Consider the following 22,965-nt stretch of genomic DNA (forward strand, 5'->3'; position numbering starts at 1 on the left):
GTGTCGCACTGTCGGCGGCGAACGGCCTGCCGGGCGACCGCCACCAGGCTCGACACCACCCTGCCCACCACCAGGCGTGATCGGCGCACGCCGTCCCCCGCACCGCGAAAGGACCTACCGTGCGCAGATCCCTGAGATCGTGGCTCGGCGCCGTGCTGAGCGCGATCCTCGTCGTGGGCGGCATTGTCGCCGTGCCACCCGTGGCCAGCGCCGCACCGTTCACCGTGCTGGTGTTCACCAAGACCGCCGGATTCCGGCACGGCTCCATCACCCCGGGCGTCACCGCCATCCAGCAGCTCGGCGTCGCCAACGGGTTCACCGTCGAAACCACCGAGGACGCGGCCCAGTTCACCGACGCCAACCTGGACCGGTTCGCCGCGGTGATCTGGCTGTCCACCACCGGCGACGTGCTCAACGCCGCCCAGCAGGCCGCGTTCGAGCGCTACATCCAGGGCGGTGGCGGATACGTGGGCGTGCACGCCGCCTCCGACACCGAGTACGAATGGCCCTGGTACGGCGGGCTCGTCGGGGCGTACTTCGCCTCGCACCCGGCCGACCAGACCGCCACCATGAAGGTCGCCGACCAGGTGCACCCGTCCACCGCGACGCTGCCGCAGCGGTGGAGTCGGCTGGACGAGTGGTACAACTACCGCGCCAACCCGCGGGGGAACGTGCACGTGCTGGCCACCCTGGACGAGAGCACCTACACCGGCGGGAGCATGGGGTACGACCACCCGATCTCCTGGTGCCAGAACTACTCCGGCGGCCGGTCCTGGTACACCGGCCTCGGCCACACCGACGCCTCGTACACCGACGCGAACTTCCGCCAGCACCTGCTCGGCGGCATCATGACCGTGGCCGGCGCGGTCGACGCGGACTGCGGCCCGACGGTCACCAGCAACTTCCAGCAGGTGGAGCTGGCCAAGGGCGCGGCCGAGACCGGCGAGCCGATGAGCCTCACCGTCCTGCCCGACCGGGGCGTGCTGCACACCTCACGCAACGGCGTGATCCGGCACACCGACGCGGCCGGCAACACCAAGGTCGCCGGCACGCTGCCGGTCTACACCGGGGACGAGGAAGGCCTGCAGGGCATCAAGGCCGACCCGAACTTCGCCACCAACCGCTGGGTGTACGCGTACTACGCGCCACCACTGGACACTCCCGGAGGCGGGGCACCGGCCACCGGCACCCCGGCCGACTTCGCCCGCTGGGACGGCGTCAACCGACTGGCCCGGTTCACGGTGAACGCGGACAACACCCTCAACCTGGCCAGCGAGACGCTGATCCTGAACGTGCCGACGAGCCGGGGCATGTGCTGCCACGTCGGCGGTGACATGGACTTCGACGCGGCCGGCAACCTGTACCTGTCCACCGGCGACGACACCAACCCGTTCGACTCGGCCGGGTTCAGCCCGATCGACGAGCGGGCCGGGCGGAACCCGGCCTTCGACGCGCAGCGCACCTCGGCGAACAGCAACGACCTGCGCGGCAAGGTGCTCCGGATCAAGCCGAGCGCGGCCGGCGGGTACACCGTCCCGGCCGGCAACATGTTCGCCCCGGGCACCGCGCGGACCCGCCCGGAGATCTACGCGATGGGCTTCCGCAACCCGTTCCGGATGAGCGTGGACAAGGCCACCGGCATCGTCTACCTCGGCGACTACGGTCCCGACGCGGGCACCGCCGACCCGAACCGCGGGCCGGCGGGCAACGTCGAGTTCGCCCGGATCGACCGGCCCGGCTTCTACGGCTGGCCGTACTGCACCGCGCGCAACGACGCGTACAACGACTACACCTTCCCGTCCGGCCCGTCCGGGCCGAAGTTCAACTGTGCGGGCGGGCCGGTGAACAACTCGCCCAACAACACCGGCATCACCCAGCTGCCGCCGGCCGTGCCGGCATGGCTGCCGTACGGCGGTTCCGGCTCGCCGCCGGAGTTCACCGGCGGCGGCCTGTCCCCGATGGGTGGCCCGGTCTACCGGTACGACCCGAACAACACCTCCCCGGTGGCGTTCCCGGCGTACTACGACGGGACCTACTTCGCCGGTGAGTTCGGCCGCCGCTGGATCAAGAACATCAAGCTCGACCCGGCCGGCCAACCGCTGAAGATCAATCCGTTCCCGTGGACGGGCACGCAGGTCATGGACATGGAGTTCGGCCCGGACGGCGCGCTCTACGTGCTCGACTACGGCACCGGCTGGTTCAACGGCGATGCCAACTCGGCGCTGTACCGCATCGAGTACGCCCGCGAGGGCAGAGCGCCCGTCGCGGTGGTTTCCGCCACCCCGACCAGCGGCACCGCGCCGCTGACCGTGGCGTTCTCGTCGGCCGGAACCCTCGACCCGGACGGCGACCCGTTCACCTACGCCTGGGACTTCGACAACAACGGCACCACCGACTCGACCGCGGCGAACCCGAGCTTCACGTACACCACCAACGGGACCCGCAGCCCGACGTTGACGGTCCGGGACACCACCGGCAAGACGGCCACCGCGAGCGTGGTCGTCACGGTCGGCAACAGCGCCCCGGTGGTCACCGTGACCACCCCGTTGAACGGGCAGACCTTCAATTTCGGGGACGCCGTGCCGTTCTCCGTCACCGTCACCGACGCCCAGGACGGTGCGATCAACTGTGCCCGGGTGAAGGTGAACTACGTCCTCGGGCACGACTCGCACGGCCACCAGCTCGGCAGCGTGCAGGGCTGCACCGGGGTCATCCAGACCTCGGCCGACGGCGAGCACGACACCGCGGCGAACATCTTCGGCATCATCGACGCCGAGTACACCGACCTGGGTGGGGGTGGCCAGCCGCCGCTGACCACGCACACCCAGGCGGTCCTGCAACCACGGGTACGCCAGGCCGAGCACTTCGGTGACTCGTCCGGCGTGCAGATCGTCTCCGGGGCGGCCGGGCACGGCGGCGCGGCGGTCGGCTACGTCGACAACAACGACTGGATCTCGTTCCGCCCCTACAACCTGACCGGCGTCCGGTCGTTCAGCGCCCGGGTCGGCGCACCGGCCGGCGGCGGTGGCACTTTGGAGTTGCGCGTCGACTCGCCCACCGGGCCGCTTGTCGGTTCGGCCACAGTGGTGCCCACCGGCGGGTACGCCAATTTCGCCACGGTCACCGGCGGGGTCACCGCGCCGACCGGCACCCGAACGCTGTTCCTGGTCTTCAAGGGCACCGGCCCGTACTTCGACATTGACGAGTTCACGCTCTCCAGCCCCGGCGGGCCCGGGCCCGACCCGGACCCGGACCCGGGCGCCAACCTGGCCCGGGGCAAGCCGGCCCGCGCGTCCAGCTTCGAGGGCGCCTTCGTCGCGGCCAACGCGTTCGACGGTGCGCTCGGCACCCGCTGGGGCAGCTCGTTCAGCGATCCGCAGTGGATCGACGTGGACCTGGGCGCGAGCCACAGCATCAACCGGGTCAAGCTGACCTGGGAGGCGGCGTACGGCAGTGGATACCAGATCCAGACCTCGCCGGACGGGGTCAACTTCACCACGATCCGTACGGTGACCGGTGGCGACGGTGGGGTGGACGACCTGACCGGGCTCAGCGGCTCCGGCCAGTACGTCCGGCTGCTCGGCACCACGAGGGGGACCGCCTGGGGCTACTCGCTGTTCGAGTTCGAGGTGTACGGCGGCACCGGGAACCCGACCGGCGGCAACCTGCTGTTGAACAAGCCGGCGACGACGTCGAGCAACGAGGGGGCCGACGTGGCCGGCGCCCAGGCGGTGGACGGCAGCCTCACCACCCGCTGGTCGAGCGCGTTCTCCGATCCGCAGTGGATCCGGGTCGACCTCGGCAGCCCGACGGCGATCGGTCGGGTGAAGCTGAACTGGGAGGCGGCGTACAGCAGCGCGTACCAGATCCAGACCTCGAACGACGGCACCACCTGGACCACCATGAAGACGGTGACCGGGGCCGACGGCGGCGTGGACGAGCACACCGCGCTCGGCGCCAACGGCCGCTACCTGCGGATCTACGGGACGGCCCGGGGCACCGGATACGGCCACTCGCTCTGGGAGGTGGAGGCGTACACCAGCTGAACCACCACCGGGACGTGGCCGGCACGGACCTCCGTGCCGGCCACGGCTGGTCCTCGTCCCACCGGTGACGTTCCTGGCCGGAGCGCTGCTCGTGCGCCGTCGAGAGGAGACCCTGCGCATGGTCGCCATCGGCAGGGCCGCGGACCGCGAACGCCCAACGCCCTAGTCGTCGTCGACGGCCACCGGCTCCGAGCCGATGCAGCGCACCTTCAACTCGTACTCCCGGGCCGATCCCTGGAACGTGACCTCGACGTCGTCGTCCGGACCCCGGTCCACGTCCCGGACCCGGTAGCCCTGCGCGGGCGCCCAGGAGACCAGGCGTACGCCGTCGGCACCGCACTCGGCCACCGCCGTGCCGCCGTCGGTGGCGAACCCCCGGCGGACCCCGGAGCTGGCGCCTGGCGCGGGGCTCGTCGTGCCCGGCCCGACCGAGCCCGCGCCCGTCGTGCCGGTGGGCACCGGCTCCGGCGAGGCGAGCGCCCGTTCGATCTCGGCCGCGCTGCGCACCCCGCCCGGTGTGCCGGTGAGGCTCTCGCCCACCAGCCGGATCGCGCCCAACCCGATCAGGGTTGCCACGGCGGCGGTGGCCACCCATCCGGCGGCGACGAGGATCGAACGACGGCCCATCCTCTGACTATCCCCGATCCGTCCTTGTCGTCGGCACATCGGGACGCTAAGGCATGGTTAACGTCCGCCTCGCTGGCAGCGGCAGCGGTTAGCCTGCCAGCTGTGGCCCGCCTGCTGCTCATCGAGGACGACCTGACCATCCGTACCCCGCTGATCCGTGCCCTGCGGGAACGCGGCCACGCGGTGGCCGCGGCCTCGACCGCGATGGCCGGGCTCCGCGACGCGCTGGAGGACCGGCCCGACCTCGTCGTGCTCGACCTGGGCCTGCCCGACCTGGACGGGCGCGAGCTGCTGCGGATGCTGCGGGCGGTCAGCACGGTGCCGGTCATCGTGGCCACCGCCCGCGACGACGAGGCCGAGATCGTACGGGTGCTCGACGCGGGCGCCGACGACTACGTGATCAAGCCGTTCACCGCGGCGCAGCTCGACGCCCGCGCCCGGGCGGTGCTGCGGCGGGGTCCCGCCGGTGCCGACGTGCAGGATTCCGCGCTGGTCGTCGGTGGGCTACGCGTCGATCCCCGGGCGCGGCAGGTCACCCTGGACGGGGTGGCGGTCGAGCTGACGCCCCGCGAGTTCGACCTGCTGCATCACCTCGCCGGTCGACCCGGTCAGGTGGTCACGAAACGTGAGCTGCTCACCGAGGTCTGGCAGATCCCGTACGGCGGCGCCGACAAGACCGTCGACGTGCACCTGTCCTGGTTGCGTCGCAAGTTGGGGGAGTCCGCCCAGCAGCCTCGCTACCTGCACACCGTGCGTGGTGTCGGGGTGCGTCTCGAAGCGCCGGCGGTGCAGCCGTGAGGGCACGACTCGCGCTGCTGGTCGCCGCGGTCAGCGTGCTCACCCTCATCGCGTTCCTGGTGCCGCTGGCGCTGCTGGTCCGCACGGTCGCCGAGGACCGGGCCACCGTCCGGGCCACCGCCGACGCGCAGAGTCTGGTGCCGGTGGTCGGCACCGCCGACGCGGCCACCATCCGGCTCACCGTCGAGCAACTCGCCGCGGAGGCCGGACGGCCGGTGAGTGTCTTCCTGCCGGACGGCACGGTGCTCGGCGCCCAGACTCCCCGTACGCCCGCGGTGGCCCTGGCGGCGCGGGGGCAGAGCCTCACCGGGGAGTCGGCGGCCGGGCGCGAGGTGGTGATCGCGGTGCAGGGCCGGGCGGACGGCACCGCGGTCATCCGGACCGTCGTGCCGCGGCACGAGCTGACCGCCGGGGTGACCCGGGCGTGGCTGGTGCTGGCCCTGCTCGGAGTGGTCCTGGTGGTGATCGGGCTGGTGGTCGCCGACCGGCTGGCACGCACCCTGGTCCGGCCGATCAGCGACCTGTCCGCCGTCTCGCACCGGCTGGCGAACGCCGAGCTGGACGCCCGGGTCGTGCCGGCCGGCCCGGCGGAGCTACGTGAGGTGGCGGGAGCGCTCAACCACCTGGCCGGCCGGATCCAGGTGCTCCTGCTCCAGGAGCGGGAGCAGGTCGCCGACCTCTCGCACCGGCTGCGTACGCCGTTGACGGCGCTGCGGCTGGAGGCGGAGTCGCTGCGCGACCCGGACGACGCGGCCCGGATCACGGCCGCCGCTGACGGACTGGAACGGGCGGTCACCGGGCTGATCCGGCAGGCCCGCTGGCGCCGGTCACCGGCCACGGAAACGGTCGGCTCGGACGCCGCGACGATCGTCGGCGACCGGGTCGCGTTCTGGTCGGTGCTGGCCGAGGACACCGGCCGGACCGTCACCCTGGACCTGGCGCCCGGCCCGCTTCCCGTCGGTGTGCCCGCCGACGACCTGACGGCGGCCGTGGACGCCCTGCTGGGCAACGTCTTCGCGCACACCCCCGACGGCACGCCCTTCGCCGTCCGGCTGGCCCGGGACGAGGGCGAGGTGCTGCTCACCGTCACCGACGAGGGCCCGGGGATGCCGGCCGGGGCGGTCCGGCGGGGTGCCAGCCCGGCCGGGTCGACCGGCCTCGGCCTGGACATCGCCCGACGCGCCGCGCAGGCCGGCGGCGGCCGGCTGGAACTGCGTACCGGTCCGGCAGGCGGGGCGCAGGTGCTGCTCCGGCTCGGGCCGTCGACGGCGGGGCGACCCGCGGCGGACGGCGCGTCCAGGTCCGCCGGAGACGGCTTAACCCGGCCTTAGCGTCCGGACAGCGCGGCGCTATCCCGATCCAGCCGATCCTCGAAGTCGACAACCGAGGAAAGGTGGACATCACGATGAAGCGCAGCTCTCTGCTCCTGGCATCGGTCGGCGGAGCGGCGGTGCTGGCCGTGGCCGGCGTCGCCGTCGGCGTCAGCGCCGCCGGCGACCCGCGGGCCACCGGCACGGCACTCGCCGCCGCGACCGTCGACCCGACGGCCACCGACGCACCGGACGACAGCGCCACCCGGGGTACCAGCCCCGCGCCGGTGATCAGCGGTACGCCGTCGAGCGGCGCACCGTCGAGCGGTACGCCCTCCAGCGGCACGCCGTCGAGCGGCAGCCCCAGCGGCGCCGTGGACCAGCAGCGTGCCGGCGAGATCGCGCTCGCCAGGGCCGGCGGCGGTCAGATCACCGAGGTGGAGGCCGAGCAGGAGCACGGCCGACCGGTCTGGAGCGTCGAGATCGTCGCGGGCGACACCGAGCACGAGGTGGACGTCGACCGGGACAACGGCACGGTGCTCAAGGCCGAGCAGGAGCCGGCCGACGACGACGGCGACGACGACGACCAGGACGATGACGATGACGACGACGACCAGGACGATGACGACGACGACAAGTCCGGCGACGACGACTGACGCCGGGTTGCCGCCGCCCACCACGGGCTCACCGTGGCGGGCGGCGGTACGAGCGCACCGCTCAGACGGCCGCGACGCGCTCCTCCTGGACCGGCGGCCCGTCCTGGTCGAACTGGGTGCGGTACAGATCCTGGTACCGGCCACCCGCGGCGAGCAGCTCGCTGTGTCGCCCGCGTTCGACGATGCGTCCGTCCTCGACGACGAGGATCTGGTCGGCCGCACGGATGGTGGACAGCCGGTGCGCGATGACCACGCTGGTCCGGCCGGTCAGGGCCTCGGCGAGGGCGTCCTGCACGGCGGCTTCCGACGTGGAGTCCAGGTGCGCCGTGGCCTCGTCCAGGATGACCACACGGGGACGGGCCAGCAGCAGTCGCGCGATGGTGAGGCGTTGCCGTTCCCCGCCCGACAGGCGGTACCCCCGTTCACCGACGACGGTGTCGAGCCCGTCCGGAAGTGAGCGGATCAGGGTGTCGAGCCGAGCCCGTCGCAGCACGTCCCACATCTCGTTCTCGGTCGCATCCGGCCGGGCGAACACCAGGTTGGCGCGGATGCTCTCGTGGAACAGGTGCCCGTCCTGGGTCACCACGCCGAGCGCCGCTCGGATCGACTCGGCCGACAGGTCGCGTACGTCGACGTCGGCGAGCTTCACCGCGCCACCCTCGACGTCGTACAGGCGCGGCAGGAGTTGGGCGATCGTCGACTTGCCCGCCCCGGACGAACCGACGAGGGCGACCATCTGCCCCGCCTCGGCGCGGAACGACACGCCGTGCAGCACCTCCTCGCCGCCGCGCGTATCGAGCTTCGCCACATCCTCAAGGGACGCGAGCGACACCTTGTCGGCCGACGGGTAGCCGAACCGTACGGCGTCGAACTCCACCGCGACCGGTCCGTCCGGGAGCGGCCGGGCATCGGACCTGTCGAGGATCAGCGGCTTGAGGTCGAGGATCTCGAACACCCGCTCGAAGCTCACCAGCGCGCTCATCACCTCGACCCGGGCGCTGGCCAGCGACGTCAACGGCGCGTAGAGGCGCGACAGCAGCAGCGCGAGCGCGACCACGGTGCCGGCGTCGAGGCTGCCCCGCAGGGCGTAGAGACCGCCCAGCCCGTAGACCAGGGCCAGCGCCAGCGAGCCGACGACGGTGAGCGCGGTGATGAAGACCCACTGGAGCATGGCGGTGCGAATGCCGATGTCGCGTACACGGCGCGCCCGCGCCGCGAACTCGGCCGACTCCTCGGCCGGACGTCCGTAGAGCTTGACCAGTGTCGCGCCGGGTGCCGAGAAACGCTCGGTCATCCGGGTGCTCATGGCCGCGTTGTGTTCGGCCGCCTCGCGCTGCAACCGGGCCAGCCGCGAACCCATCCGCCGGGCCGGAAGCACGAAGATGGGCAGCAGTACGAGCGCCAGCAGCGTGATCTGCCACGAGAAGCTGAGCATCACCGCCAGCGTCAGGGCCAGTGTGACCGCGTTGCCGACCACACCCGACAGGGTGTCGCTGAAGGCCCGCTGCGCGCCGATCACATCGTTGTTCAAGCGGCTCACCAACGCACCGGTGCGGGTCCGGGTGAAGAACGCCACGGGCATGCGCTGGACGTGGTCGAAGACGGCGGTCCGCAGCTGGACGATCAGTCCCTCGCCGATGCTGGCGGACAGGAACCGCGTCAACAGCCCCAGACCGGCTTCGGCCAGGGCGATCACGGCGATCAGCACCGCCAACCGGATCACGACGCCGCTGTCGGCGCCGTCGACGATCGCGTCCACGACCCGACCGGCGAGCACCGGCGCCGCGACCGTGAGGACCGCCGTCACCACGCTCAACAACAGGAACTTGATGATCAGGGGCCGGTGTGGTCGTGCGAACCGCGCGATGCGCTTCAGGGTCGCCCGGGACAGTGGTCGTTCGTCCTGCGCGTTCATCGCGTGGTGCAGGGACGTCCACGCGGTAACTTCCATGCTCATGCCGTACCTCCGCGAAGCAGGCTAGAACCTCGCGTGAGGTTGAGGTCAAGCCGCCGCGCGGGAGGCATAGGCCGTGCGGTCCCGGGTAGCTGCCGTTCATGGCGCGGTACACGAAGCCCGAACTCAGAGAGCAGATCAAGGAAGAGATCAAGGCTTCCGACAAGGGCGGCAGGCCGGGGCAGTGGTCGGCGCGGAAGTCGCAACTGGTCACCCAGGAGTACAAGAGACGGGGCGGCGGATTCCTGGGTCCCAAGGACGAGCGGCAGAAGTCCCTGCAACGGTGGGGCGCGGAGGACTGGCAGACCAGAGAGGGCGACACCCGGGCCCGGCACGGCGACACCACCAGTCGCTACCTGCCGAAGAAGGCCTGGGAGGAGCTGTCGGAGGACGAGAAGCGCGCCACCGACACCAAGAAGCGGAAGGCGTCGCGGACCGGCAAGCAGTTCGTGGCCAACACGAGACCGGCCAGCCGAGCCCGCCGGGACGCCACGACGGCCGGACGGATGTCGGAGATGTCCGTCGCCGAGGCGGCCAAACTGGTCCGTGGCCTCGACACGCGACAGCTCCGGTCCGCCCTGCGGAACGAGCGCGGCGGCAAGGCCCGCAAGACGCTCATCCAGCGACTCGAGGCGGAGCTCAGCCGCCGCTGACCGCTACAGGTCGGCCTGTGTGGTCAGGATCTGCCGGAGGTGGGTCTTCGGCCTGGACCCCACGGTCGAGCCGACGACCTCGCCCTGACGGAAGACCAGCAGCGTCGGCAGGGACATGACGGCGTAGCGCCGGGTGGCCTCCGGGTTCTCGTCCGAGTTGAGCTTCGCCACGACCATCCGGTCGCCGAACTCCCCGGCCAGCTCGACCAGGCTCTTCTCGATCGCCTTGCAGGGAGGGCACCAGTCGGCCCAGAAGTCGACCACCACCGGCCGGTCGCTGGCGAGCACCAGCTCGGCGAACGTGTCGTCGGTGACGGTGACTAGCGAGCCGACTGCCGTTTCCTGGGGCATGGTTCCTCCCGGTGCGCGATGGCGTGGGTGAGCTGGGTGTGGAGCTGCTGGCGTACCGCGCCGAGCCGGTCGAGATAGGCGTCCACCTCGGCGAGCTTGCGCCGCAGCACGGTGACCGAGTCCGGGCAGACGTCGCCGGACGTGTTGCCGGCCCGGAGGCAGGCGACGAACGGACGAACGTCGTCGAGGCCGAAGCCGACGTCGAGAAGGGCCCGGATCTCCCGTACGACCCGGAGCTCCGCCTCGTCGTAGACGCGGTAGCCGTTGGCGGAGCGCTCCGGGCGTACCAGCCCGTGCGCCTCGTAGTAGCGCAGGGCGCGGGTGCTCGTCCCGGCCCTCTCCGCCAGCTCACCGATCAGCATCCGACCCCCTGTGCCCGCCCGTCACGACCACGCTAAACCTTGTCGCCGACGTCAAGGCAAGGGCGGCTAGCCGATGCGGAACTGCTGCCCGTAGACGGCGAACACCAGTGGCGTGTTCAGGTCGAAGTTGCCGTTGTTGAGGAACACCCGCTGGGCCGTGTCGACGCGGGACGTGTCCGAGTGGGCCGCCTCCTTCCTCATCTCGATGACCCGCTCGTCGAGGAAGGCGTGGAGCCAGGCGCGCTCGTCGCCGCCCTGCGCCGGGGGCTTCGCGCGGGCCAGGGCGCGGTTGCGGATCGCCCGCATGCCCTCGTACCCGTGCATCACCGCCGCGTCGTAGTACGCGAACTGGCCGAGCGCCCGGACCTGGTCGGTCTTGCCGTCGCGTACCGAAGGGTTGAAGTACACCCGGTCCCGCTCGGCCTCCTGCGCGGCCCGGAACACCGGGTCGGTGGCCGCGGCCCGCCAGTCGCGGGGGTAGTTGGGGTCGAGGCCGGCATGCGAGGGGGTGCCGTTGACGGCGCGTAGCGCCGGCAGGTACGACGCCAGCACGTTGCCCGGCTTGGCGCGGGTGTACGCCTCGACCAGTTCGAGCATGTCGCCGGTGCCGGAGCAGAAGCCGATGATGCCGGCGGTGTAGCCCCGCCCGTCGCCGATGTCCTCGATGTAGGAGAACTGCGCGCGCCAGTCGAGCGAGGAGTTCTCCGCCGCCGAGACGAGCTGCATGGCGACGTCCTTCTTCGCCGGGTCGTCGAGGTTGCGCCCGGCCGGGGTGGTGGGGGGCGGGGTGCCGCCGCCGGGCAGGGTCCACCGCTGGTTGGTGCCGCCGGAGCAGCTCCAGATCTGCAACCGGGCGCCGTTCGCCGTGCTCCGGTCGGTGACGTCGAGGCACTTGCCCGAGCCCGTGTTGACCAGGGCGCCGTTGCTGGCCGTCCATTTCTGAGCGGCGGTGTTGTCGCAGTCGTACAGCTGCACCTTGGCGCCGTTGGCGGTCGACGCGGCGGCCACGTCCAGGCACTTGCCGAGTGCCCGGACCGAGCTGTCGGCGTTGCCGACCGTCCACGTCTGGGCCGCGCTGCCGTTGCAGTCGTAGAGCTGGACCGGGGTGCCGTTGGCCGGGTTGGCCCCGGCAACGTCGACGCATCTGCCGCCGAGGCCGGTGATCGGGCCTGCGGCCGCCGCGCTGGCCGACGGCAGGCCGTAGCCGAGCGCGGCGGTGCCGATCAGCAGCGCGCCCACGACGTGGGCGGCGGTCCTCTTGCGAAGCATGCTGCTCCTCGGGGGAAGGGCGGCGGTCCGCCGGCGGGACGGTTGGCCCCCGTGCGGCGCGATCGACCCGAGGGTGCCGCGAGCATCAGGAAACTCTCTTAACAAATAGCAGCGCGTCGATCGAGTGTCAACGACGGACGGCCTTCGCGTCAGCTGATCCGCAGGCTCGCGATCAAACCGTCGCGCAGGTGGAAGGTCATCGGGCCGGTGCCGTTGTGGCCGTTGCCGGTCACCGTGAGGGTGGCGACGTAGCTGTCGGGGTCGGGGCCCTGCTCGATCCCGACGATCTCGAAGTGGGACTGCTTGCCGATGTTGTCGGTGCGGTCCCAGTCGCGCACGCCGTCCCGGCTCCGGTACTCGCGGCCCCAGTCGTTGAGGTAGGCGTCGTCGGTGAACGAGGCGGCGAAGGCCTCCGGGTCGCCCTGGTTCGTCGCGTCGACGAAGGCGCGGATCGCCCATGGGTTGATCGTTCCACGGCTGTGGAGAGGTCGCCGCTCGCTCCGGCCACCCGCGCCAACCGTTTGTCTGGCAACTCATGTTGCACCCAACACATCCGATCCCGATCGCGGAATGAGCTGTCGGGCAAACGAGTTGTGGATCAACAGGTTACCGACGAGTGAGTCAGATTGGTGGTACGGCAATGCCCGATTACGGACACGATCTTCTGTTCGGGACGTTCCTCACGCCGACCGTGCACGACCCGGACCGGGTCGTGGCGTTGGCTGAGCTGACCGAGGCGGCCGGGCTGGACCTCGCCACCTTCCAGGACCATCCCTACAACGCCGAATTCCTCGACACCTGGACTCTGCTGAGCTGGGTCGCCGCCCGTACCGAGCGGCTACGGGTCTCCGCGAACGTTCTGAACCTGCCGCTGCGCCCACCGGCCGTCCTGGCCCGGGCCGCGGCGAGCCTGGACCGGCTCTCGCACGGCCGGTTCGAGCTCGGCCTCGGCGCCGGTGCCTTCTGGGACGGGGTCGAGGGAATGGGCGCACGTCGGTTGACCGCGGGGCAGGGCGTCGCGGCGCTGCGCGAGGCGATCGACGTCCTGCGCGGCGTCTGGGACGACGGCGCCGCCGGGCCGCTGCGGCACGAGGGAAAGTACTACCCGATTCCGGGCATGCAGCGCGGCCCGGCACCGGAGCACGACATCAACATCTGGCTCGGCGCCTACCAGCCCCGGATGCTGGAGTTGACCGGCCAGAAGGCCGACGGGTGGCTGCCGACGCAGGAGTACCTCCGGTCGCCGGACCGGGCCACCGCCAACCGGCTCATCGACGAGGCGGCGGTGGCGGCCGGACGCGACCCGCGACAGATCCGCCGGCTGCTCAACGTGTTCACGGTCGACGTCTCGTCGCGCAGCCGGGGCTTCCTGCAGGGACCCGCCCAGCAGTGGGTCGAGCAGCTCCTCCCGCTGGTCCTCGAAGAGGGGTTCAGCACCTTCCTGATCGGCCGCGACGACCCACGCATCATCCAGGCGTTCGGGCAGGAGATCGCCCCCGCGCTGCGGGAGGCCGTGGCCAGGGAGCGCACGGGAGGCGGGAGTTCGACCAGCCGGGTCCGGTCGAGCGTCGCCCTGGCGCGGCGCCAGCCCGGCGTCGACTACGACGCACTGCCCGCGTCGCTGGTCGCCAGGTCCGTCGAGCCCGGCGACCCGGAGTACGAGCGGGTGCGCCACAGCTACAGCTGGCAGGGCTCACCGGCCCTGGTGATCCGACCCCGGGACGCCGCCGAGGTGATCGACGCCGTGGCCTACGCGCGCACGCAGCAGCTTCCGCTCTCCGTACGCAGCGGTGGGCACGGCATCAGCGGCCGGTCGACGAACGACGGCGGGATCGTCATCGACATGTCCACGATGGACAAGGTCGAGGTGCTCGACCGGGCCACCCGCCGGATCCGCCTGGAGCCGGGAGCCCGCTGGGGACACGTCGCCCGGGCGCTCGCCCCGTACGGGCTGGCGATGAGCTCGGGCGACTACGGCGACGTGGGCGTGGGTGGTCTCGCCACCACTGCCGGTGTCGGATACCTGGTGCGCAAGTACGGCCTGACCATCGATCACATCGTCGCCGCCGAGATCGTCACCGCGGACGGCAGCCTGCTCCGGGTGGACGCACACCATCATCCCGACCTGTTCTGGGCGATCCGCGGCGCCGGCGGCAACTTCGGCGTCGTCACGGCCCTCGAACTGGAGGCGTACGAGGTCGACAACGTCGTCTTCGGCCAGCTCGTCATCGACGCGAGCGACGCCGCCGGCCTGCTCGGTCGTTGGGGCCGGCTCGTCGAGGACGCGCCGCGCGAGTTGACCAGCTTCCTGTCCCTGTTCCCCGGACGGCGTGGCAACCCGCCGATGGCCCAGGTCACCCTGGTCTACGCCGGAGACGACATCGAGGCCGCGCAGTCCGCCCTGAGCCCGTTCCTGGAGATCGGGCCGGTCCTCGATCAGCAGGCCCAGCTCGCGCCGTACCCGGCGCTCGTCGCACCGCCCGGCAACCAGCACCGGGGCCAGGGACTCTCGGACACGCGCAGCGGGCTGCTGCACCACCTCACACCGCAGGCCGCGGAGGCCATGGCGACGATGATCCGCTCCGGCGAAGTGATGGTCATGCAGGTCCGTTCTGTCGGGGGTGCGGTCAACGACATCGCCCGCGAGGCCACCGCCTACCCCCACCGGGAGCAGAACTTCTCCGTGCTCGCCGCCACCGTCCCGGAGCGCAGGCCCCGACTCGACCGGCTCTGGGCCGACCTGTACGGGCACCTCGACGGCATGTATCTCAGCTTCGAGTCCGACACCAGCCCGGAGCGGCTCCTGGACGCCTTTCCCGAGCCCACCCTCGGCCGGCTGCGCGCCGTCAAGGCCACGTACGACCCGGACAACGTCTTCAACCGCAACTTCCCGATTCCACCGGCGCCCGCCCGCCAGACCGGAGAGGAGTTCGACGATGCCGCTTGAGATCGCTCGGGCCGGGTCAGCCCGGCACCTGCTCCGTCGGGCCGATGACGCTGGTCACCGCGGCACAGGGGTCCGTGCCGGGTGCGGCGGCGTGGATCGCCTCGGCGGCGCGGTTGGCGAAGTCGCGGAAGGTGGCACGTTGCTCCTCGGGCAGCCCGGCCAGCACGTGGTCCTCGGCGTGCGCGACCCGCTTCTCGGCGTCGGCGAGCGCCTGCCGCCCGCGCTCGGTGGCCACGATCCGCCGGGCACGCCGGTCGCGCGGGTCCAGCTGTCGCTCGATCAGGCCGGCGTTCTCCAGGTCGTCGATCACGTACGTCAGGACACTGCGGTCGATCACGAGCCGGGACGCCAGGGCAGCCTGTGTCGGCACGTCTTCATGAACGACCACGGCCAGGATGTGGTAGCCACGGCTGCGGTGGGGCAGGTCCTTCAGTGCCTCCTCGACGTACTCGTGCCAGCGGCGCAGCACCATGCCGAGCGACCACCCGAAGTTCGAGCCGCGCTGGCGGTCGGCGGGCAGATCGCACGGGTCGATGTCGGACATGTGCCCACTCTAGCAGCGGTGTGTTGATCGCCAGATGTGTTGCCGAACAACCGTTTGCTGGCCACACGTGTCGCCCTACCGGCCCGCCGCATCACCGCGGGTCGACCGGATGGCCAGGGCCTCGGCCACCGCGACGTACGCCGCGGTCTGCACGGCGGTGAAAGGTCCCCGGCGGGTCGCGCCGCGTCCGGGCGACGCCTCAGCGAAGGCCGGCGAAGAGGTCGTCCTCGGGCAACGGCGCGCCGGTGGTGTCGCGGACCCGGACGTAGGTCTCCATGCCCATCAGCTCGGTGAACCGCTCCCTGCCCAGTTGCAGGAAGAAGATGTTCTCGGTCTGGCTGGCATGCGCGGCCAACGCGTCGAACTTCTGCTCGCCGTAGGTGCTCGTGTCCACCCAGGTGGTGATCTCGTCGTCGGGCAGGCCGAGCTGCGGCTCCGGTTCGCCCGACGACGCGTCCGGCTCTTCCCACTCGACGCCGAGCTCCCGCATGACCCGGCCGAACTCCGCGAAAGCCGTACGAGGCACCGTGGTCCAGTACACCTTCGCGGGGATGTCCGTCTTCTCGACAGCGGCCATGGTGATGCGGTGGGCCTGGATGTGGTCCGGGTGGCCGTAGAAGCCGTTCTCGTCGTAGGTGACGACCACGTCCGGCCGGTACTGGCGGATCAGCTCCGCCAGCCGGTCCGCGGCCTCGTCGACGGGCGTGGTCCAGAACGCCCCGGGCAGGTCGTTCGTCGCCCAGCCCATCATCCCGGAATCGGCGTAGCCGAGCGTCTCCAGGTGGGTGACCTTCAACGCCGCGCAGCTGGCCTCCAACTCGGCCTGGCGCAGCGCCACGACCGCAGCCGGGTCGTGTGCCGGGTCGCCGGGCTTGACCCCGCCGGGGCCGTCGCCACACCGCCCGTCGGTGCAGGTCACGAGCACCGTCGTGATCCCCTCCGCCGCGTAGCGGGCAAGGACACCACCGGTGCTCGTCGCCTCGTCGTCGGGGTGCGCGTGCACCGCCATCAAGGTCAGAGATCGCTCAGCCATGCCACCACCCTACGAGGGTCGCCGTGGCGCGTCGTGCCCCGCCGGCTCCGGGCGTTCGACGCGGGTGGGGTTGCCGCGTACCAGCTCGTCGTGGACGCGCCAACGGGCGGTGGTGACGGCGCGCCGGGCCGCCTCGTCGCCGCGCTCGATGCGCTCGCGCAGCAGCCGCAGGGCGAGGCTGCGGTTGAGGCTGAACTGCCGCTCCTCGTCCACCACCACCACGATGCCCGAGGGGCGGTGCGTCGCCCGTACCGCAGTGCTGGCCTTGTTCCGGTGCTGGCCGCCAGGGCCGCCGGTACGGCAGCCGACGATGTCGACATCCGACTCCGCGAACGGCGTGGGCGCGGTGTCGGGCCGGGGTGGCTGGGCGATGACGTACCAGTTCTTTCGGCCGGCGCTCGTCCGGTAGGGGCTGGGCGCCTGCCAGCACAGGGTCCCGGTCCACGAGGCGGCGAACGCCTCGGCGGCGGCGCCGGAGATCTGGATCAGGACCGAGCGGTAGGTGCCTGGCCGGTCCCCGGGTACGGCCCGGACCCGCTGAACCGTCAGACCCCGCCGGATGGCCTCGCCCTCCAGGCGGCGCAGCAGGTGGGCCAGCGCCCAGGCGCATTCCCGGGGGCCACGCCCGGCCGACAACAACAGCTCGACGCTCACACCCGACCTCGCTTGCGGCGCTGGTCCCGGCGGTCCGGCCGCTGCGTGGACCCCAGATCGGCCGTCTTGTACGTGACCAGGGGAGTGGTGGTGGCCACCGGCGTGGCCAGGTGGTGGTCGACGAGGTCGGCGATCACCTGCTCGATGCGCTTGTACGCCGTGGGCGCCTCCTCGAAGAGCAGTTGCCGATCGCCGCACACGACCAGCGATCCCACCGGAGTGCGGCGCAGCTCGTCGACTTTGTGCTTGGCCCGGCCCCGGCGCAGGGCGTCGGCGCGGGACATCTTGCGGCCCGCGCCGTGCGCCACGGAGTGGTTGGCGTCCGGCCCGGCGTGGGCGGCCACGAGGTAGGACGAGGTGCCCCGCGTGCCGGCGATGAGCACGTCCCGGCCGTCGCCGGGAGCCGCCCCCTTGCGGTGCAGGTAGACCCCGTCACGGACCTCGACGAGGTTGTGGCACTGGTCGACGATCGGCTCGGTGGGCTCGGTCCCCAGGGCGTACGCGACCCGGGCGGCGAGCAACCGCCGGTTGAGCGATCCCCAGCGCACCGCGTCGTCATGCTCGACCAGGTAGGCGGCCGGATCGGGGGCCGGGCCGGCCCCGTGGACCTCGGTGTGCGCCCGCAGGATCCGTTCGCCCAGGCCACGCGAGCCGGTGTGCACGATGAGCACGAGGTCACCGGCGGAGAGCCCGAGACGGGTCGCGTGACCGGGGTCGAAGACGGTGTCGACGCGGGCGAGTTCGACGAAGTGGTTGCCCCGGCCGACCGTGCCGAGGCCCTCCGAGTGGCCGGCCGGGATGTCACCCCGTACGACGGCCCAGGCCGGGTCGTCGGCGTCCCGGTCGGGGTCCAGCGCACGGTCGAGGTCGGGGAACCGCGTGGCGAGCCGCTCGGGTACGACGCGCTTGAACCGGATGGGGAACACGGCGATGCCGCACCCGATGTCGGAGCCCACCAGGAACGGGTACAACACGGTCGATGCCATGGCAGCGCCGATGGGTGCGCCCTTGCCGGGGTGCAGGTCCGGCATGGCGGCAACGTGGATCATGCCGTCGAGGGCCGCCACCTGCTGGCACTGGTCGAGGGCATCGGACTCGATCCAGCTCGTGGGGGAGGCGAACACCGAGACGGTCGCCGGGGTGGACGGGGGCAGGGACTCCCGAGGGGAGTGGTGCTCAGACAAGGATGCTCACTTCTCGCGGAAACGCGGGGAAGGACGGCGGCACGGCAGCGGGCGGCGTCACCGGCGCCGAGCCCGGGACATGCCGCGTGACTGGGGTCGGAAGCGGTGTCGACGCGCGTACGTTCGACGAAGTGGTTGCCCCGGCCGTCCGTCCCGAGGCCGGCCGGAATGGCGCCCCGCGCGAGGGCCCAGGCCGGGTCGTCGCCCTCCCGCCCGTTCCAGCGCACGGTCGAGGTCGGGGAACCGCACGGCCAGGCGCTCGGGTACGACGCGCTTGAGCCGGATGGGGAACACCGCCCTGCCGCACCCCACCGGAAACGGGTACGGCACGGTCGACGTCGTGGCGGCGCGAACGGGTGCTGTCCGTTCCGGTCGCAGGTCCGGCATCGCGGCACCGTGGATCATGCCGTCGAGCGTGGCCAGCTGCCGCGTGCGGACAGCGGCCTCGATCCGGTTGACGGGGGAGGCGAACACCGGAACGGTCGCCAGAGTGGACGGGGGCAGAGACTCCCGACGGGAGTGGTGCGCAGACAAGAGACGCTCACCTCTGAGGAAACGTACGGACGGACGGCAGCACGGCACCGGGGTGGTGTCACCGGTGGCCGGGGCAGGAGGTGTTGTCCGTCAGTACGTCATGGACGCCACTCTTTCCGAGCCCGCCGCGCGCGGCAACCGACTTTCGTCGCGCGGGCGGCGGCCGCGTCGGTACGCGGGCGGCCGGTGCCGGCCCTCAGTGCGAGCTGGTCGGCGCCGGCCTGGTGGCGCGTCCGACGACGCAGGGCGAGGACGGGCTGTTGCTGTTGGCCGGGAACCGGAACCGGTGCAGCTCCTCGATGACGAACCCGGCCGCACTGATGGCGGCGGTGGTGTCGCGGCCGGTGTGGCAGCCGGCGAACAGCTTCGGCCACAGCGTCGCGTCGAGCAGCCGTTGGGCCCGGCGCAGCCCGCCGGAGCCCTCGACGGCGACGTGCTCGAAGAACCGCAGTTGACCGCCGGGGCGCAGCACCCGGTCGATCTCGGCGAGCGCGACCGCCTGATCGGGAACGGTGCACAACACCAACGCGACCACGGCGGCGTCGAACTCGCCGTCGCCGGCCGGTAGTGCCTCGGCCAGGCCGTCGACGACCGTCACGGGTACCGGCGCGCTCTGCGCGGCCCGGACGGCCGCGGCACGCAGACGTCGTTCCGGCTCGACCGCGAGGACCTCGGTGACCGCGGGTGGGTAGTGGGGGAACATGCGGCCGTTGCCCGCGCCGATCTCGATCACCCGGCCGGACAGCCCGGCGACCAGGCTCCGCCGGTACGCCGCGGTGCCGGCGCGGTCCATCGCCACGCTGAGCCGCTCGTAGACCCGGGCGAACACCGGGTGGGATACCGCAGCCACGTGGACCTCCAGATGCGATGCGATCGCGGTCTCCCATCCTGCATCACGCACGCAATCATGAGCCGTGATGTCTCCACGCGGGGTATCCGCAGGTACGTAGCCTGGTGTCGTCGTGGCCCCGTCCGAACCGGGGGTGATCCGTCAGCGGACAGCAGGAAGGCTGTTTCATGAAGATCGTCGTTATCGGCGGCAGCGGTCTCATCGGCTCCAAGCTCGTGGGCAAACTCGGCGCGCAGGGTCATGAGGCCGTCCCGGCGTCCCCGAAGACCGGCGTGAACACGCTGACCGGCGAAGGGGTGGATGAGGTGCTCGACGGCGCCGACGTCCTCGTCGACGTGTCGAACTCCCCCTCGTTCGAGGACGCCGCCGTGCTGGATTTCTTCCAGACGTCCACCCGGACGCTCCTCGCCGCCGCGGGGAAAGCCGGGGTGGGGCACTACGTGGCCCTCTCCATCGTGGGCTCGGACCGGCTCCCGGACAGCGGCTACATGCGGGCCAAGGTCGCCCAGGAGAAGCTCATCGCCGCTTCCGGGCTGCCCTACTCGCTGGTGCACGCCACGCAGTTCTTCGAGTTCGTCCAGGGCATCATCGACGCCGCCACGGACGGCGACACCGTACGCCTCGCACCCGTGCTCATCCAGCCGATGGCGGCCGAGGACGTCGCGTCCGCGGTGGCCGAGGTCGCGGTCGGCGCACCGATGAACGGCACGGTCGAGATCGCCGGGCCGGAGCAGTTCCGCCTCGACGAGCTGGGCCGATCCCTTCTCGCGTCGCGGTCCGACTCCCGTTCGGTGGTGACCGACCCCGCCGCCCGGTACTTCGGCGCCACGCTTGGCGAGCGCTCCCTCGTCCCCGTCGACGGCGCCCGCGTCGCCGACACGCGCCTGGACGACTGGCGCGCGCGGGCGGCCTAGCGGGACTCCACTACGTCGCGGTGCCGGGCGGATCCGCCGGCCCGACGAGGCGCTGCACCAGCTCACGCGCCGCGGCGGCGAACGACTCGTCGGACTCGTCCGGGCCGTGCCCCTGGATCGGTGGGGGGACGCTGTCGCCGGGCGGCGTCACCACATCGCTGGGATCTCTCAGTCGGCGGTCCACGGAGGCCGGTGGGCCGTCGACGGTGGCGCGTTCCCCGGGCCGGTGGGCGGAGAAGATCCAGCCGCCGAGGCCGTCGGTGTCGCGCCACAGGTTCACCCACCGCCAGCCGATCCGGCCTCCGATCTCGCGCAGCGCCGCGTCGTCGACGTAGGCGGGGAAGATCCGACCGTAGAGCCGGCGCAGCGGCGACCCGTGGGTGAGCAGGGCGACCCGGCTGCCGACCTCCGGTGGCAGCTGAAGCACCGTCGCGGCGAGCAGGACCGAGCCGTGGCTGTGCCCGGTGAGCAGCACCGCGTTGCCCTGTGTGACCAGGTACGTGATCCGTCGGGCCAGTTCCGGCACGGCCCGTTCGGCGTAGCAGGGTGGCGCGAACGGGTGGGCGGCCCGGGGCCAGAAGGTGCCGAGGTCCCAGAGGACGCCGACGTGGCGCCGGAACGGGATGCTCCGGTAGGCGAAGACCCCGGCGATGATCAGACTGAGGATGATCGCCGCGATGACCCAGCTGCCGAACGCGATGCCGAAAGTGACCACGTCGGCCGGCACCCGGGTGTTCCGATTGATGAGGTCGCTCGGGAACAGCTCCAGCAGGCCGAAGGCGGTGGTGGCCGTGCCGAGTCCGGCGAGGCAGCTGTAGACCACGGCCAGCGGCACCAGTTTCTCGGTGAACCGGGCCCGGGCTATCGCCTGCCGCACCTGCCGTAGCCGAGGTTCGGTCTCCGGGGGTGGGTCGGGGTAGTCGAGCGCGACGATCGCCGCGGCGGCGCGGTACCGGCCGCGACGGGAGAACAGGATGATCAGGAGCGCGACGATCAGCGTGATCAGCACCGCGCGGACGAATCCGTAGATCGCCCAGGTGTACGCCGGGGGTGAGATGTTCGCGATGCCCTCCCCGGTCGGCAGGTCGCGATCCAGAAAGTCCGCCGTCCGGTGCACCAGCTCGGCGGAGTACGCCACCCCCAGGCTGACCGCGACGGCCATGATCACCAGCGCGCCCAGCCCGAACAGCGGGGTGACGCCCGCCCGCCGGTCCCGGCGCCAGAGCAGCACCACTCCCAGGATGGCCAGCAGCGTCGTCTGGGTGACGAAGAGCCAGGTCAGGGTCGCGTCGTAGCCCGGTAACGTGCCCTGTTCGTGCCACCGAGCGGGGCTGGCCAGCACGTGGGTCACGACCACGACGGTCAGAATGATGGCGATCGTCCGCAGCGCGCGGGTGACCCCGTCGAGCCGCCGGTCGGCGGCGCCCCGGTCGATGATCGAGGGCGTGCAGAGCAGCGCCACGCAGGCGACCAGGACCGCCCCGGTGACGATGACCAGCGCGACCGTGACGACCGAGGCGCCGGCTCCGGTTCGGGCGAGGAGCAGAACGAGGTCGAGGGTGGCGAACGCCGTCGCCACGTGGATGGAGCGCAGCCGACCCACCAGCGGTTCGGCGTCCCACTGACCGACCGTGCCGAGCGGACGATCGGAGACCGCCTTCTCGGGTGCGTGAAAGGCGTCGAACGTCCTTCCCGGGCGGTTGCTGATCCGCCAGATCAGGCCGATGGCGGTGACCGGGAGCACCGCGAGCAGCGCCAGCCGAAGCCCGACCGGTTGCCCTCCCAACCAGGACAGCCAGCTGCGCCCGGCCAGGCAGCGGGGCGAGGTCGGGCACTTCCAGGCGATCAGGTCCAGGGCGACACCGGCGATCGCGAGCACGTAGAGCGCGGTCACCGTGAGCGCCAGCACCCGGCACAGGGACTTGACCAGCGGCGCGGAGCCAGGGTCGGCCGGCCGCATCCAGATGGCCAGGTTGGCCAGCATGAAGGGCAGCAGGAACACCAGCGCCAGCGTGCGGGCCACGGTCCCGGAGGGCAGGTCACCCCAGCGGTACGCCTCCAGCGTGACTCCTCGCACGCCGCCGGTGTCCTCGCAGAGCGGGCGGGGCCGGTAGAAGCCCCCGTTGCGGTCGCCGGCCACCTGCGCTGTCTGCCGCAGGTCCAACACGTGGGCGGCACTCGCGCCGGACACCCCGTGCACCCGCAGCTCCACGACGCCGCCGGTCATCTCCGGCCGGCTCAACCCCGCTGATCCATCCGACATCGCCCCCCGACCCGCC

19 protein-coding genes and 1 pseudogene are annotated in these 22,965 nt (G+C 71.8%); 7 read left to right on the top strand and 13 right to left on the bottom strand.

Features of this window, described 5'->3' with window-relative positions; translation table 11 throughout:
• Nucleotides 1–119: 119 nt before the first annotated feature.
• Entirely contained in the window at nt 120–4,046 is a 3,927-nt protein-coding gene (locus tag EAD98_RS15700; protein WP_121654803.1) for a ThuA domain-containing protein, read from the top strand.
• A gap of 162 nt (nt 4,047–4,208) precedes the next feature.
• Here EAD98_RS15700 and EAD98_RS15705 read toward each other — a convergent pair whose 3' ends face one another.
• Complete coding sequence (locus EAD98_RS15705; RefSeq protein ID WP_121654804.1) at nt 4,209–4,673, bottom strand: septum formation initiator; 465 nt, start codon at nt 4,671–4,673, stop codon at nt 4,209–4,211.
• Between the two features lie 102 nt (nt 4,674–4,775).
• On the opposite strand from EAD98_RS15705, the gene EAD98_RS15710 reads away from it, so the two are divergent.
• The 3 genes from EAD98_RS15710 (at nt 4,776) to EAD98_RS15720 (ending at nt 7,437) form a co-directional block, all read left to right on the top strand.
• Nucleotides 4,776–5,471 carry a response regulator transcription factor gene (locus EAD98_RS15710; RefSeq protein ID WP_121654805.1) on the top strand — a complete coding sequence of 232 codons (696 nt, stop codon included), beginning with the start codon at nt 4,776–4,778 and terminating at the stop codon, nt 5,469–5,471.
• Nucleotides 5,468–6,802, top strand: a complete 1,335-nt coding sequence (locus EAD98_RS15715) for a HAMP domain-containing sensor histidine kinase (RefSeq protein WP_121654806.1) — start codon at nt 5,468–5,470, stop codon at nt 6,800–6,802. Before EAD98_RS15710 ends, EAD98_RS15715 begins: the two co-directional genes overlap by 4 nt.
• 74 nt (nt 6,803–6,876) lie before the next feature.
• Nucleotides 6,877–7,437 carry a PepSY domain-containing protein gene (locus tag EAD98_RS15720; protein ID WP_121654834.1) on the top strand — a complete coding sequence of 187 codons (561 nt, stop codon included), beginning with the start codon at nt 6,877–6,879 and terminating at the stop codon, nt 7,435–7,437.
• 61 nt (nt 7,438–7,498) lie between these two features.
• On the opposite strand, the gene EAD98_RS15725 is transcribed toward EAD98_RS15720, so the two are convergent.
• A complete protein-coding gene (locus tag EAD98_RS15725) occupies nt 7,499–9,394 on the bottom strand; it encodes an ABC transporter ATP-binding protein (protein WP_121654835.1) in 1,896 nt (631 codons plus the stop codon).
• Nucleotides 9,395–9,492: 98 nt separating this feature from the next.
• Between EAD98_RS15725 and EAD98_RS15730 the strand changes: the two genes are divergently transcribed.
• Nucleotides 9,493–10,044, top strand: coding sequence for a DUF5872 domain-containing protein (locus EAD98_RS15730; RefSeq protein ID WP_121654807.1), 552 nt, complete (start codon nt 9,493–9,495; stop codon nt 10,042–10,044).
• A gap of 3 nt (nt 10,045–10,047) precedes the next feature.
• Here EAD98_RS15730 and trxA read toward each other — a convergent pair whose 3' ends face one another.
• The 4 genes from trxA to EAD98_RS15750 form a co-directional block, all read right to left on the bottom strand.
• Nucleotides 10,048–10,395, bottom strand: a complete 348-nt coding sequence (gene trxA, locus EAD98_RS15735) for a thioredoxin (protein WP_121654808.1) — start codon at nt 10,393–10,395, stop codon at nt 10,048–10,050.
• On the bottom strand, nt 10,365–10,757 hold the full coding sequence (locus EAD98_RS15740) for a MerR family transcriptional regulator (protein WP_121654809.1): 393 nt from the start codon (nt 10,755–10,757) through the stop codon (nt 10,365–10,367). Before EAD98_RS15740 ends, trxA begins: the two co-directional genes overlap by 31 nt.
• 66 nt (nt 10,758–10,823) lie before the next feature.
• Nucleotides 10,824–12,026, bottom strand: a complete 1,203-nt coding sequence (locus EAD98_RS15745; protein ID WP_121654810.1) for a chitosanase — start codon at nt 12,024–12,026, stop codon at nt 10,824–10,826.
• Between the two features lie 149 nt (nt 12,027–12,175).
• A complete protein-coding gene (locus tag EAD98_RS15750) occupies nt 12,176–12,493 on the bottom strand; it encodes a nuclear transport factor 2 family protein (RefSeq protein ID WP_121654811.1) in 318 nt (105 codons plus the stop codon).
• A 173-nt stretch (nt 12,494–12,666) separates the two neighbouring features.
• Here EAD98_RS15750 and EAD98_RS15755 point away from each other — a divergent pair, with 173 nt between their 5' ends.
• Entirely contained in the window at nt 12,667–14,973 is a 2,307-nt protein-coding gene (locus EAD98_RS15755) for an LLM class flavin-dependent oxidoreductase (RefSeq protein WP_121654812.1), read from the top strand.
• A 16-nt stretch (nt 14,974–14,989) separates the two neighbouring features.
• Here the strand turns inward: EAD98_RS15755 and EAD98_RS15760 are convergent, their stop codons facing one another.
• The 6 genes and pseudogenes from EAD98_RS15760 to EAD98_RS15780 form a co-directional block, all read right to left on the bottom strand.
• A complete protein-coding gene (locus EAD98_RS15760) occupies nt 14,990–15,517 on the bottom strand; it encodes a MarR family winged helix-turn-helix transcriptional regulator (protein ID WP_121654813.1) in 528 nt (175 codons plus the stop codon).
• Nucleotides 15,518–15,716: 199 nt separating this feature from the next.
• A complete protein-coding gene (locus EAD98_RS15765) occupies nt 15,717–16,550 on the bottom strand; it encodes a PIG-L family deacetylase (RefSeq protein WP_121654814.1) in 834 nt (277 codons plus the stop codon).
• A gap of 9 nt (nt 16,551–16,559) precedes the next feature.
• Nucleotides 16,560–17,204: a peptide chain release factor H gene (prfH, locus tag EAD98_RS15770; RefSeq protein ID WP_121654815.1), complete on the bottom strand. Its 645-nt coding sequence runs from the start codon at nt 17,202–17,204 to the stop codon at nt 16,560–16,562.
• Complete coding sequence (locus EAD98_RS15775) at nt 17,201–18,388, bottom strand: RNA ligase RtcB family protein (RefSeq protein ID WP_121654816.1); 1,188 nt, start codon at nt 18,386–18,388, stop codon at nt 17,201–17,203. Before EAD98_RS15775 ends, prfH begins: the two co-directional genes overlap by 4 nt.
• A 56-nt stretch (nt 18,389–18,444) precedes the next feature.
• A pseudogene (locus tag EAD98_RS31575) lies at nt 18,445–18,922 on the bottom strand (RNA ligase RtcB family protein); the annotation flags it as partial.
• A gap of 196 nt (nt 18,923–19,118) precedes the next feature.
• Nucleotides 19,119–19,772, bottom strand: coding sequence for a class I SAM-dependent methyltransferase (locus EAD98_RS15780; RefSeq protein ID WP_199723422.1), 654 nt, complete (start codon nt 19,770–19,772; stop codon nt 19,119–19,121).
• Between the two features lie 167 nt (nt 19,773–19,939).
• Here EAD98_RS15780 and EAD98_RS15785 point away from each other — a divergent pair, with 167 nt between their 5' ends.
• On the top strand, nt 19,940–20,686 hold the full coding sequence (locus EAD98_RS15785) for an SDR family oxidoreductase (protein WP_121654817.1): 747 nt from the start codon (nt 19,940–19,942) through the stop codon (nt 20,684–20,686).
• Nucleotides 20,687–20,696: 10 nt separating this feature from the next.
• On the opposite strand, the gene EAD98_RS15790 is transcribed toward EAD98_RS15785, so the two are convergent.
• A complete protein-coding gene (locus tag EAD98_RS15790) occupies nt 20,697–22,949 on the bottom strand; it encodes a hypothetical protein (RefSeq protein WP_199723423.1) in 2,253 nt (750 codons plus the stop codon).
• Nucleotides 22,950–22,965: the final 16 nt, after the last annotated feature.

The sequence above is a fragment of the Micromonospora sp. CV4 genome, assembly GCF_003667455.1.
Taxonomy (GTDB): Bacteria; Actinomycetota; Actinomycetes; order Mycobacteriales; family Micromonosporaceae; genus Micromonospora.

Coding starts and splice junctions, on each gene's coding strand:
- EAD98_RS15705 (WP_121654804.1), bottom strand. CDS start 4,673: ATGGGCCGTCGTTCGATCCTCGTCGCCGCCGGATGGGTGGCCACCGCC.
- EAD98_RS15720 (WP_121654834.1), top strand. CDS start 6,877: ATGAAGCGCAGCTCTCTGCTCCTGGCATCGGTCGGCGGAGCGGCGGTG.
- EAD98_RS15725 (WP_121654835.1), bottom strand. CDS start 9,394: ATGAGCATGGAAGTTACCGCGTGGACGTCCCTGCACCACGCGATGAAC.
- EAD98_RS15730 (WP_121654807.1), top strand. CDS start 9,493: ATGGCGCGGTACACGAAGCCCGAACTCAGAGAGCAGATCAAGGAAGAG.
- trxA (WP_121654808.1), bottom strand. CDS start 10,395: ATGCCCCAGGAAACGGCAGTCGGCTCGCTAGTCACCGTCACCGACGAC.
- EAD98_RS15740 (WP_121654809.1), bottom strand. CDS start 10,757: ATGCTGATCGGTGAGCTGGCGGAGAGGGCCGGGACGAGCACCCGCGCC.
- EAD98_RS15745 (WP_121654810.1), bottom strand. CDS start 12,026: ATGCTTCGCAAGAGGACCGCCGCCCACGTCGTGGGCGCGCTGCTGATC.
- EAD98_RS15755 (WP_121654812.1), top strand. CDS start 12,667: ATGCCCGATTACGGACACGATCTTCTGTTCGGGACGTTCCTCACGCCG.
- EAD98_RS15760 (WP_121654813.1), bottom strand. CDS start 15,517: ATGTCCGACATCGACCCGTGCGATCTGCCCGCCGACCGCCAGCGCGGC.
- EAD98_RS15765 (WP_121654814.1), bottom strand. CDS start 16,550: ATGGCTGAGCGATCTCTGACCTTGATGGCGGTGCACGCGCACCCCGAC.
- EAD98_RS15785 (WP_121654817.1), top strand. CDS start 19,940: ATGAAGATCGTCGTTATCGGCGGCAGCGGTCTCATCGGCTCCAAGCTC.
- EAD98_RS15790 (WP_199723423.1), bottom strand. CDS start 22,949: ATGTCGGATGGATCAGCGGGGTTGAGCCGGCCGGAGATGACCGGCGGC.